This is a genomic window from Arhodomonas sp. AD133, assembly GCF_051195215.1.
In the GTDB taxonomy this organism is placed as follows: domain Bacteria; phylum Pseudomonadota; class Gammaproteobacteria; order Nitrococcales; family Nitrococcaceae; genus Arhodomonas.
Genome location: NZ_JBNAZM010000002.1, coordinates 69247 through 81459, shown reverse-complemented (window position 1 = coordinate 81459; position 12213 = coordinate 69247). Strand labels below are relative to the sequence as shown.

The 12213-nt window shown below is 64.4% G+C and carries 8 protein-coding genes and 2 tRNA genes; 1 reads left to right on the top strand and 9 read right to left on the bottom strand.

The window, feature by feature from the left end:
* Window positions 1-16: 16 nt before the first annotated feature.
* On the bottom strand, window positions 17-1834 hold the full coding sequence (locus ACPEES_RS01835) for an extracellular solute-binding protein (RefSeq protein ID WP_435100425.1): 1818 nt from the start codon (window positions 1832-1834) through the stop codon (window positions 17-19).
* Window positions 1835-2118: 284 nt separating this feature from the next.
* Here ACPEES_RS01835 and ACPEES_RS01830 point away from each other — a divergent pair, with 284 nt between their 5' ends.
* The gene (locus ACPEES_RS01830) at window positions 2119-2910 is read left to right on the top strand and encodes an enoyl-ACP reductase FabI (protein WP_435100422.1); all 792 of its coding nucleotides are present in this window, start codon (window positions 2119-2121) and stop codon (window positions 2908-2910) included.
* A gap of 377 nt (window positions 2911-3287) precedes the next feature.
* On the opposite strand, the gene ACPEES_RS01825 is transcribed toward ACPEES_RS01830, so the two are convergent.
* From ACPEES_RS01825 to tig, 8 genes are all read right to left on the bottom strand, one after another.
* Window positions 3288-5210 (bottom strand): SurA N-terminal domain-containing protein, encoded by a 1923-nt coding sequence (locus tag ACPEES_RS01825; RefSeq protein ID WP_435100419.1) that lies wholly within the window; start codon window positions 5208-5210, stop codon window positions 3288-3290.
* 122 nt (window positions 5211-5332) lie between these two features.
* Window positions 5333-5409, bottom strand: a tRNA-Asp gene (locus ACPEES_RS01820).
* Between the two features lie 6 nt (window positions 5410-5415).
* A tRNA-Val gene (locus tag ACPEES_RS01815) sits at window positions 5416-5491 on the bottom strand.
* 13 nt (window positions 5492-5504) lie between these two features.
* Window positions 5505-5777 (bottom strand): HU family DNA-binding protein, encoded by a 273-nt coding sequence (locus ACPEES_RS01810; RefSeq protein WP_435100762.1) that lies wholly within the window; start codon window positions 5775-5777, stop codon window positions 5505-5507.
* Window positions 5778-6126: 349 nt separating this feature from the next.
* Window positions 6127-8562, bottom strand: coding sequence for an endopeptidase La (gene lon / locus ACPEES_RS01805; RefSeq protein WP_435100416.1), 2436 nt, complete (start codon window positions 8560-8562; stop codon window positions 6127-6129).
* Between the two features lie 166 nt (window positions 8563-8728).
* Entirely contained in the window at window positions 8729-10006 is a 1278-nt protein-coding gene (clpX, locus tag ACPEES_RS01800) for an ATP-dependent Clp protease ATP-binding subunit ClpX (protein ID WP_435100413.1), read from the bottom strand.
* Between the two features lie 189 nt (window positions 10007-10195).
* Window positions 10196-10843 carry an ATP-dependent Clp endopeptidase proteolytic subunit ClpP gene (clpP, locus tag ACPEES_RS01795; protein WP_435100410.1) on the bottom strand — a complete coding sequence of 216 codons (648 nt, stop codon included), beginning with the start codon at window positions 10841-10843 and terminating at the stop codon, window positions 10196-10198.
* Between the two features lie 11 nt (window positions 10844-10854).
* Complete coding sequence (tig, locus tag ACPEES_RS01790) at window positions 10855-12177, bottom strand: trigger factor (RefSeq protein WP_435100407.1); 1323 nt, start codon at window positions 12175-12177, stop codon at window positions 10855-10857.
* Window positions 12178-12213: the final 36 nt, after the last annotated feature.

Sequence of the window (12213 nt, the reverse complement as noted above, 5' to 3'; positions counted from 1 at the left end):
TTAGTGTTCCAGAACACTAGCCTTGTAGCTGCTCGGATAGTGCTTCGGCCTTCTCCGGCACGATCCACCAGGTATCCAGCCCGAGCCCGTAAGGCGGCGTCCGCTCGGGTTGGCCGAACTTGTCCCAGTGGACGAGCCGGAATGTCCCGGAGTACCAGTGCGGTATCACGTAGAACCCCCACAGCAGCGCCCGATCCAACGCGCGCGTGCGCGCCACCAGCGTCTCCCGGTCGGGGGCGTGAATCACCTTGTCGATCAGCGTATCGGTCGCCTCGCTGCAAATGCCCGCGTAGTTGTCGCTGCCCGGAGTGTCGGCAGCCTCGCAGCCCCAGTACTCGCGCTGCTCATTACCGGGCGACAATGTCTGGGGAACGCGTTCGGCGATGACGTCGAAGTCGAATTGCTGGACCCGGTTCTGATACTGAGTCGGATCGACCCGGCGCACATCCACCTGCACGCCGATGCGTTCGAGGTTCTTCGCGAACGGCTGGGAAACGCGAACCCAGGTGGCGCTGTCCGTGAGGATCTCGAAAGCCAGCGGCTGACCGGTCTCCGTGTTGACCATGCGGCCGTCACGGATCGCCCAGCCGGCCTCGCCCAGCAGCTCCACGGCGCGGCGCAGATTCGCGCGCAGGCCGCCATCGCCTGCCGTGCTCGGCGGTTCGTAGTCCTGGGTGAACACTCGCTCGGGAAGTTGCTCGCGCAACGGCTCCAGCACCTCCAGCTCCGCCGGCGACGGTAACCCCTGGGCGGCGAGCTCGGAATTGGCGAAGTAGCTGTCCACGCGCTCGTAAGCGCCATAGAAGAGCTGACGATTGGTCCACTGGAAGTCGAACGCATACGCCAGCGCCTCGCGGACCCGCGGGTCCTGGAACTTCTCCCGCCGGGTGTTGAAGAACCATCCCTGTACCCCGTAAGGCATGCTGTGCTCGATCTCCTGCTTGACCAGATCGCCACGGCGCAGCGCGGGAGTGTCATAGGCACTGGCCCAGTTCTTGGCCACATTCTCCTGACGCAGGTCGTAAGCACCCCCCTTGAGCGCCTCCACGGCGACGGTGGCATCCCGATAGTAGTCGTAGACAATGCGGTCGAAGTTGTAGCGGCCGCGGTTGACCGCAAGCTCCTTGGCCCAGTAATCCTCGACGCGCTCGTAGGTGATGCTGCTACCGGGGTCCACGTCCGCGACCCGGTAGGGACCGCTACCGAGCGGTGGCTCCAGCGTGGTCTGGTTGAACGTACGGCCGGCCCAGTAGTGTTTCGGCAGCACCGGAAGCTGGCCCATGATCAACGGGAGCTCACGATTCTCGCCGCTTTCGAAATGGAACGTCACCGTGTGCTCGCCGTCGGCTTCCGCCCGGGTGACGTTGCGGTAGTAGAAGCGGAACCGGGGGAGGCCTTCTTCCTTGAGGGTGCGGAAGCTGAAAAGCACATCTTCGGCGGTAATCGGGTGCCCGTCGTGGAAGCGCGCTTGCGGGCGCAAGCGATAGCGCACCCAGCTGCGATCGGGGGCAACCTCGATGTCCTCGGCCACCAGACCGTAGTGGGTGAACGGCTCGTCGTCGGAGCTCACGGTGAGGGTATCGTAGACCTGCGCCAGTCCGCTCGCCGGCGAGCCCTTCAATATGTACGGATTCAGACTGTCGAACGTCGAAGCCACCGTGTTCGCCAGCCGTAGCGTGCCGCCTTTCGGCGCATCCGGATTGGCGTAGTCGAAGTGCTCGAAACCCTCCGGGTACTTCGGCTCTCCGTACATGGCAATGGCGTGCGCGGCGATCGCACTCTGCGTAACACCCCACAATAGCGCGGCAGCGCCGGCGGTAACGATGGCCTTCATCGGCACGGGCTCCCCTCCCATGACATTTGCTGGCATGGTACCACCGGCAACGCGCAGCCGGACAAACGCGCGTCGGCAGCCGCCCGTTCATTTGGCTAGTGTTCTGGAAAGGAGCGTATCGTGCGAGCGTGAACCACTGCCTCCGGCGGCAACTGGCCACCGCAGCGGGAATGCCGCGCGCAACGGTGACTTTGCCTCCGGGCCCATTTCTCATTACCGTAACCGACCGGCCGGCGGGCGCCGCGCCGATCATTCAAGCCAACCAGAGACCGGGGATCTGTCCGATGGGAGTTCTCGACAACAAGCGGGCGCTGATCGTGGGCGTGGCGAGCAACCGCTCGATCGCCTGGGGCATCGCCGAGGCCATGGCGCAGCAAGGCGCCGAAATCGCGCTCACCTACCAGAACGAGAAGCTCAAGACCCGCGTGGAGCAATGCGCGGAAGTCTGCGGCAGCAAGGTGGTGTTGCCGCTGGACGTCACCCGTGACGAGGACGTCGAGGCGGTATTCGCCGAGCTCGAGCGCCAGTGGGACGGCCTCGACATCCTCGTGCACGCCGTCGGCTTCGCCCCGCGCGAAGAGCTCGCCGGTTCGTTCGTGGACAACACCACGCGGGCGGGCTTCGCCACCGCTCAGGACATCTCGGCGTACAGCTTCGTCGCCCTCGCCAAGGCTGCAAGGCCGCTGATGCGCGGACGCAACGGGAGCCTGCTCACGCTCACGTACCTCGGCGGCGAGCGCGCACTGCCCAACTACAACGTCATGGGCCCGGCGAAGGCGGCGCTCGAGGCGAGCGTGCGCTACATGGCCTATGATCTCGGCCCCGAGGGAACGCGGGTGAACGCCATCTCCGCCGGCCCCATCCGCACCCTCGCCGCCTCGGGCATCGGCGATTTCCGCAAAATGCTCGACTACAACGCCCAGGCGGCACCGCTACGGCGCAACGTGACTCCTGAGGACGTGGGCAAGGCAGGCGTGTTCCTGTGCTCCGATTTCGCCTCGGGCATCACCGGCGAAATCGTCCACGTCGACGGCGGCTTTCACAGTGTCGCCCTCTCGGGCGCCGAGTTCGAATAGACGCTTGATTACTAATCCGATCAAAAGGTAACGCCACGTGTCAGCAAGGCTGTCGGGCGCTCTCGCAAGGCGTGAGGCGCGTGGTGTGGCAAGGTCACCATGAGCGACGAGCAACGCCGTGGGAGCGCCCGACAGGCTCGCCCGAAGGCAGTGTGCTCGTGCGGCCCGGCTGCGGCGTTGCGCTCACTCGACGTGAGCCTCGCCACGCCAGCGCTCGCGCGCCTTGCCGAGGTACCGCGCAGTGGCGCTGAGACCTGGCAATACCTTCGAAAAGGTTAGTAACGGATCGCACGAACGAAAAAACGGCCGCCCGGTCTCTTCCGTGGCGGCCGTTTTCGTGCGTGCTGCCCCGTTGAGGCAGCCGTGCTTATCCCGTTCTACAACCGATCCTCGTAAATGGTCACGTCGGCATCGGCGCGCAACGACTGAACCAGCGCCTGTCGGGAACCGGCGGCATCGAGCTGGCGCAGACGCGAACGCAGCTGCTGGCGCTCCTCATCGGCCACGTCGCTGAGCTTGCCGTCGCGCACGCCACGCAGAATCACCACCGCGTAGCTACCGTCGGGGAGCGCCAGTCCAGCGACCTGACGGGCCGCGTCCTCGTCGGGACGAGGCATCCGGAACGCCTTCTCCCGGATCGGCCCCGGCACATCGCCACCATCGCGTCCGATCCAGCCGTAAGCCTGGAAGGCTACCGGGCCATCACCGGCGAGCTGTTGAGGCTCACCGCCCTCGGCCAGCGCCTCCTGCAATTCGCTACCACGCTCCCGGGCCTTCTCGGCAGTCCGCTCCGCGAGCCAATCGGCGCGCACTTCCTCGCGGACCGCCTCGAACTCGCGAATCGTCGCCGGGCGATGGTCGGCGACACGCACCACGACGACACGGTCGTCACCCAGGTCGATGGCCTCGCTATTGCGCCGCTCGCCCAGCACCTCCTCGCTGAATGCCGCCTCGAGGACGGCCTGCTCGGATGCCACACCGCTGTCGGCGCCATCACGGGAGATCCAGTCAGTGCGGCTGATCACCTGGTCGAGCGCGTCCGCGGCCGGCTGAAGGCTGTCGGGATTTTCGTAGGCGAGATTGGCAAGCTCATTGCTTAGCTCGTAGAAGCGATTCTCGACCTCCTCGCCCGCGAGCTCCTGACGCAGCTCGTCGCGAACATCCTCGAAAGGCTCCACGGCCTGGTCTCGAACGTCAGCCACCATCACCAGGTGCCAGCCAAAATCGCTGCGCACCGGCTCGCTGATTTCACCGGCCTCCAGGTCGAAGGCAGGTCCTTCGAGCGCCTCGGGCAAATCGCCACGCGCCACCCAGCCCATGCTGCCACCCTCGTCAGCAGTGGCAGGGTCCTGGGAAAACTCCTCCGCGGCCGCGGCGAAGTCGAGCTCGTCACTGACGATCCGGCTGCGCACCTCGGCCAGCTTGTCGCGCGCCGCCGCTACGGTCGCTTCATCGGCATCCGACGGCGCCTCGAGGAGAATATGCCGCACGCGGCGCTCACCGCCTTGTGTGAAGCGCGTATCCTTGAGGGATTCGTAGCGTTCACGAACCGCCTCGGCGTCCACGTCCGCCTGCGCGAGCAGCTGCTCGCGGGATAGCTCGATGAACGCGAGCTTCACCTGCTCCGGGCGACGCCAGCGATCCTTGTGGGATTGGTAGTAATCCCGCAGCGTTTCCTCGTCGGCCGTGAACGCCTCGCCGAACGCCTGGCGCGGCACGCGCAGAATGGCGACGTCGCGCTGTTGACGCTGCAAGGCCACGAATCGTGCGAGCTCCTCGTCGGTGACGACGGCGGACGTGGAGACGGCCTGAGGCAGTTGCGAGGCGGCGTACTGGCGGCGCAGCTGCGCCTCGTATCGATCCGGCGTGAGACCGCTCTGACGAAGCACCGTCTGATAACGCTCCGCCGAGAACTCGCCCTCCACCTGGAAAGCGGCCTGCTGGCTGATGTACTCGCGCAGTCCTTCGTCGGTGAGACGCAGACCTTCACGCTCGGCGAAGGCATCCACGACGGTGGAATTGATCAGCTCTTCGAGCGCCTGGCGCCGCAGTGCCTCGCCTTCGAACATGGCCGGATCGTATTGCTCACCGAGCATGCGCCGCAGGCGCTGACGCTGCTGCTGTACCGCCTGGTCCAGCTGCTGGCGGGTGATCTCCCTGCCCTCGACCTTGGCGATCGGTGGGTTGCTACCGCCGGTGAAGTAGTTATATACGCCGAATAACGCGAAGGGGACGATCAGCACCGCCACGATGACGTATGCCACCCACCCTCTGGTCACATCACGAATCGCCTGAAGCATCGTCACCCGCCATACAGATTGTGAGATTAAGGCCCTGTTGGCATATCCCCGTCCGTCTGTGACTGACGGGCCCGAAAAACAAAAAGGCGCCCTGAGGCGCCTTCTTGCTGCTGGGAATTATGTGGCGGAGCGGACGGGACTCGAACCCGCGACCTCCGGCGTGACAGGCCGGCATTCTAACCAGCTGAACTACCGCTCCGTTTTTTGGTGGGTGGTGAGGGGTTCGAACCCCCGACATTCGCCTTGTAAGGGCGACGCTCTCCCAGCTGAGCTAACCACCCCAATTGAGACCGCTTAGTTTACAGCATCTTTAAGCGCTTTGCCAGCCTTGAATCCCGGAACTTTCGACGCCGGGATATTGATCGTCTCACCCGTACGCGGATTGCGACCCGAACGCGCGGAACGCTCACGCACCGTGAAGGTGCCGAAGCCGACCAGCGTCACCTGATCGCCTTCCTTGAGCGCATCCGTGACCGAGTCGACGAACGCGTCGACCGCACGACTGGCAGCAGCCTTGGAGATATCAGCAGACTGCGCAACGGCTTCAATCAGCTCGGACTTGTTCATCAGATCGATTCCCCTTGGTGTTTTTTTATGGACCACCGAGTTCCCCGCGACCTCGTTCGATGCCGGCTGCATCCTCAAAGGATCGCGCCTCACGCCTTTAGCATCCTAGCGTTCGCATCGGCCGCATACAAGATTTGATTGCGGCCGCCGGCCTTGCGGGGCTTCCTTTTGTGTCCGCAACACCCGGTCCGTAAACCGATGCGCGACTGCAGCGTCTCAATAGAACCCTGCTTGTCCGGATGGACGCGCCTCGCGTCTGCCGGACGGCGCATTTTATAGCAATCCGGGCTTTGCGCTGTCAACAAAAAACCCCGACTTTCCGGGTCGGGGTTTCGATTATTGCACCGCGTCAGTGCGGGCGGACACCCTCACGCTTTTTCCGTCCCTTCGCCGGGCGTTCCTCGGTGGCTGCCTCGCCCTTGGCGAGCGGCTCCGGACGACGCGTCAGCGCCACGTCCAATACCTCGTCGATCCACCGAACCGGGCGAATGTCGAGCTTGCCCTTGATGTCCTTGCTGATATCGGCAAGATCCTTCTTGTTCTCCTCGGGAATGAGCACGGTCTTGATGCCGCCCCGCAACGCGGCCAGGAGCTTCTCCTTCAAGCCGCCAATGGGCAGGACCTCGCCGCGCAGCGTGATCTCACCGGTCATCGCCACGTCGGCCCGCACCGGGATGCTCGTCAGTGCCGAGACCAGTGCCGTGCACATGCCCACACCGGCACTGGGGCCATCCTTGGGAATAGCGCCTTCCGGAACGTGCACGTGCACGTCCCGCGACTGGTGGAACTCCGGATCCACGCCAAGCACATCCGAACGGCTGCGAACCACCGTCATGGCCGCCTGAATCGACTCGCGCATCACCTCGCCAAGCTGACCGGTGTTGGACAGCCGGCCCTTGCCTGGCACCACCGCGGACTCGATGGTCAATAGCTCGCCGCCCACCTCGGTCCAAGCGAGGCCGGTGACACGCCCCACCTGATCGGTATCCTCGGCGATCCCGTACCGGTAACGGCGGACCCCCAGGTACTTGTCCAGATTCTGCGTGGTCACACGCACGGTCTCGCCCTTCTTGCGGGGGTTGGTGAGCACTTCCCGGACCACCTTGCGGCAGATCTTGGCGACCTCGCGCTCGAGATTCCGCACACCGGCCTCGCGGGTGTAGAAGCGCACCGCGTCACGCACCGCGTTGGCGCTGATCTCGAGCTCACCCTTGCGCAGACCGTTGGCCTTGATCTGCTTGGGGATGAGATAGCGCTCGGCGATGTTGATCTTCTCCTCCTCGGTGTAGCCGGGGAGGCGGATGACCTCCATGCGGTCGAGCAGCGGCGCCGGGATGTTCATGGTGTTGGCCGTACACACGAACATCACGTCCGAGAGATCGAAATCCACCTCCAGGTAGTGGTCGTTGAAGGTGGAATTCTGCTCCGGATCGAGCACCTCCAGCAGCGCCGAGGCGGGGTCGCCGCGGAAATCCATCGCCATCTTGTCCACCTCGTCGAGGAGGAACAGCGGATTGCGCGTGCCCACCTTGGAGAGCTTCTGCATGATCTTGCCCGGCAGCGCGCCGATGTAGGTGCGCCGATGGCCACGGATCTCGGCCTCGTCACGCACGCCGCCGAGGGCCATGCGCACGAACTTGCGGTTGATCGAACGGGCGATGGACTGCCCCAGCGAGGTCTTGCCAACGCCGGGCGGGCCCACCAGGCACAGGATCGGTCCCTTGATCTTGCGCACCCGCTGCTGCACCGCGAGGTACTCGAGAATGCGCTCCTTGACCTTCTCCAGGCCGTAGTGGTCCGCATCGAGAATATGCTGCGCGCGTTTGAGATCGTGGCGCACGCGGGTCTTCTTCTTCCACGGCACGCTCACCATCCACTCGAGATAGTTGCGAACGACCGTGGCCTCCGCGGACATCGGCGACATCAGCTTGAGCTTGTTGAGCTCCTGATCCACCTTCTCCCGCGCCTCCTTGGACATGCCCGATTCCTGGATCTTCCTCTCGAGATCCTCGATCTCGTTGGGCACGTCCTCGAGCTCTCCCAGCTCCTTCTGAATGGCCTTCATCTGCTCATTCAGGTAGTACTCGCGCTGGGACTTCTCCATTTGCTGCTTGACGCGGCCGCGGATGCGCTTCTCCACCTGGAGGATGTCGAGCTCGCCCTCGATCAGCGCCATGAGGTGCTCGAGGCGGGCGCGCACGTCGTCCACCTCGAGGATCTTCTGCTTCTCCTCGATGCTCAGCGACATGTGAGCCGCGACCGTGTCGGCGAGACGCCCCGGTTCCTCGATGCCCTGCAACGAGGAGAGAATCTCCGGCGGCACCTTCTTGTTGAGCTTGACGTACTGCTCGAACAACGACATCAGCGAGCGCATCATCACGCCCAGCTCGCGCTCGTCGTCGCTGCCGGCGTCGGGGATTTCCTCGGCCTGCGCCGTGAAATGCTCGCCCTCGGTCTCCAGCGTTCCCACGCGTGCCCGCTGACTGCCCTCCACCAGCACCTTCACGGTGCCGTCGGGGAGCTTGAGCATCTGCAGGATGTTGGCGATAGTGCCGATGCCGTAGAGATCCTCCTCGGCGGGCTCATCCACCTCGGCACTCTTCTGCGCCACCAGGAAAATCCGGCGCTCCCCCTCCATTGCCGACTCGAGGGCGCGAATGGACTTGTCCCGGCCGACGAACAGCGGGATGACCATATGGGGGTATACCACCACATCTCGCAGTGGCAGCACCGGCATACGCCCCGTGGTCGGCGCGTTGCGCTCGGAACTCTGTTCAGTGGTCATAAGAGAATATCCTCGTGACGATGACGCGGTACCGCCGGTAGCGCGTCCCGCGAATGTCTGTTGACCGCAATATGGAGTCCAGTGGGAGGTGTTTCAACGCAGACTCAAAGGCCCGACCGCTGTCAGCAGCGGTCGGGCCTTGCAGGCGGGCGCCTCGAAGGAGGTGTCAATCCGAAGCGGCGGCGGGCTGCTCCGACCCATCATAGATGATGTAAGGTCGTGTCTCGCCGCGGATCACCGCATCGTCGATAACGACCTTGCTCACGTTCTCCATACTCGGGAGATCGTACATCGTATCGAGCAGCACATGCTCGATCAGGGTCCGCAGTCCGCGGGCGCCGGTCTTACGGTCGATCGCCTTGCGCGCCACCGCCCGCAATGCCTCATCGCGGAACTCCAGCTCGACGCCCTCCATATCGAAGAGTTTCTGGAACTGCTTGACCAGTGCATTCTTCGGCTCGCGAAGGATGCGTACCAACGCATCCTCGTCGAGCTCATCGAGTGTCGCCACGACGGGCATACGGCCGACGAACTCCGGAATCAGGCCGTAGCGCACCAGGTCCTCCGGCTCCACGTCGCGCAGCGTGTCCCCCATGCTCTTGCGCTCGCTGGAAGCCTTGATATCCGCGGAGAAACCGATTCCGCCCTTCTCGGCTCGCTGCTGGATCACTTTCTCGAGACCGGCGAACGCACCGCCGCAGATGAACAGGATATTGCCCGTGTTCACCTGCAGGAACTCCTGCTGCGGGTGCTTGCGCCCGCCCTGGGGCGGTACCGACGCGGTGGTGCCCTCGATGAGCTTCAGCAACGCCTGCTGCACGCCCTCGCCGGAGACGTCCCGGGTGATCGATGGATTGTCCGCCTTCCGCGAGATCTTGTCGATCTCGTCGATATAGACGATGCCCTGCTGGGCCTTCTCGACGTCGTAGTCACACTTCTGCAACAGCTTCTGGATGATGTTCTCCACGTCCTCGCCAACGTAGCCCGCCTCCGTGAGGGTGGTGGCGTCGGCGATGGTGAACGGCACATCCAGCAGCCGGGCCAGAGTCTCGGCAAGCAGCGTCTTGCCGGAACCGGTGGGGCCGATGAGCAGGATGTTGCTCTTGGAGAGCTCCACATCCGCCTTGCCGTGCCCGGCTTCCATACGCTTGTAGTGGTTGTAGACCGCGACGGCGAGAACCTTCTTGGCAGGTTCCTGCCCGATGACGTACTCGTCGAGAACCTCTTTGATTTCCTGCGGCTTGGGGAGTTTGTTGCCGGCCCCGGCCGCCTTTTCCTCCATCTCCTCACGGATGATGTCGTTGCACAGCTCGACGCACTCGTCGCAGACGAAAACGGACGGGCCAGCGATCAGCTTGCGCACCTCGTGCTGGCTTTTGCCGCAGAAGGAGCAATACAGCAGCTTGCCGTTGTCGTCGCCCCTGCCGTTCTCTCTGTCAGTCATTGGCTACCCTCGAACGTGGGAGAAGGACTCGATTAAACCTTGCCTTCTTTTACAGACGCACGCAAGTACACCCCGACGGCCGCTGACCGGCACGGGAATGCGCTCTATCACTTGTCGAAAATGGGGACGGCAGGGCGGCGGGGTCAAGAGGGCCGCAGGGCGCCCGGACGGGCGCCCTGCCGGTATCGCCTACTCGGACAGCGAGACGAGGCTCGCGCGATCGTGGAGCACCGCGTCGATGAGGCCGTACTCCTTCGCCGAACCCGGCGACATGAAGTTATCCCGCTCGGTGTCGTGCTGAATGGTCTCCATCGACTGCCCGGTGTGGTGGGCGAGAATACTGTTGAGGCGCTCGCGCGTCTCCAGGATCTCGCGGGCGTGAATGTCCACGTCCGTGGCCTGCCCCTGGAAGCCGCCGAGCGGCTGATGAATCATCACCCGGGCATTGGGCAGGGCAAATCGCTTGCCCTCGGCCCCGGCGGTAAGCAACAGCGAGCCCATGCTCGCGGCCTGGCCGATGCAGACCGTACTCACGTCGGGCTTGACGAACTGCATGGTGTCATAGATGGCGAGACCCGCCGACACCACACCACCCGGGCTGTTGATGTAGAGATGGATATCCTTGTCGGGATTCTCCGACTCCAGGAACAACAGCTGGGCAATGAGCAGATTCGCCTGGTAGTCCTCGACCGGCCCCACCAGGAAGATCACTCGCTCCTTGAGCAGGCGCGAGTAAATGTCGTAGGCGCGCTCGCCCCGGGCGGTCTGCTCCACCACCATGGGGACGAGCCCGGTGTTCTGGATCTCGCTGCGGATCTGGTGCTCACGCTCGCTCATGCTCACTCCTTCTAGGAGGCGGATGCCTCGTCGTCACTGGCACGCCCCATGAGCGCGTCCAGGCTCATGGACTTGTCCGTGACTTGGGCGCGCTCGGCGAGCCAGTCAACCACCTGCTCCTCCATCACCTGGACCTGCAGGTTCTCCATGAGCTGCTGGTTCTGAGTATACGCCTGGATGACCTGTTCCGGCTGCCCGTAACTCATGGCGATCTCCTGGAGCTGCTGCTGCAGGCGCTCACGATCGAGCTCGATCTCATTGGCGCGCACGATCTCATTGACCAGCAAGCCGAGGGTCACGCGGCGACGGGCCTCGTCCTCGAACTGGGAGGCGGGCAGATCCGGCTCCTCGCCCTCGGCGCCGTACTGCTGCATGCGCTGCTTGGCCTGCTCGCGGAGCTGATCGATCTCGCGGTCGATCAGCACACGCGGCAGCTCGATCTCGTTGCGCTCGAGCAGCCCGTCCATCGTCTGCTGCTTCACCTGGGCACGCACGGCCTGATCGCGCTCACGCTGGAGGTTCTCGCGCACCCGCTCGCGCAGTTCGTCGAGGCCGTTCTCCAGCCCCAGACCCTTGGCGAACTCGTCGTCTAGCGCGGGCAGCTCCGGCTCTTCGACCTGCTTGACCTTCACCTCGAACCGGGCGGCCTTGCCGGCGACCTTCTCGTCCGGGAAACGCTCCGGGAAGGTGTACTCGATGGTCTTCTCGTCACCGGCGCTGACGCCGACCAGCTCCTGCTCGAACTCCGCGGGCATCTGCCCGGAGCCGATCTCGGTGGGCACGTCCTCACCGGCGTTGCCCTCGAACTCCTCACCGTCGACGGTGCCGTGGAAGTCGATGGTGACGCGATCACCCTCGGCGGCGGCACGCTCGACGGTGCTGTAGCTCGCCTGCTGCTTGCGCAGGCGCTCGAGCACGCTGTCCACATCGGCGTCGGTGATGTCCACGGCCGGGCGCTCGATGCTGATCTCCTCGATGCCCTCGACCTCGAAGCCCGGCAGCACCTCGAACTCCGCCTGGTACTCGAGGTCCTTGCCCGCCTCGGTCTGTACGGGTTCGATCTCCGGTGCCCCGGCCGGACGCAGGCCCTCCTGGTCCAGTGCCTCAGTGTAGGTGCTCTGCACCACCTCATTGAGCACCTCACCGCGCACCTGCGCGCCGTAGCGCTTCTGCACCACCTTCAGCGGCACCTTGCCGGGACGGAAGCCGTCGAGGCGCACGCGCCCGCGCAGGTCACGCAGCCGGCTTTCCACCTCGCTGTCCACCCGCTCGGAGGGCACCTGCACCTTCATGCGCCGCCCCAGACCCTCGGTCGTTTCCACGGATACTTGCATCGAGTACACCTCTTGCGCGGTTCATCCGCCGCGCTC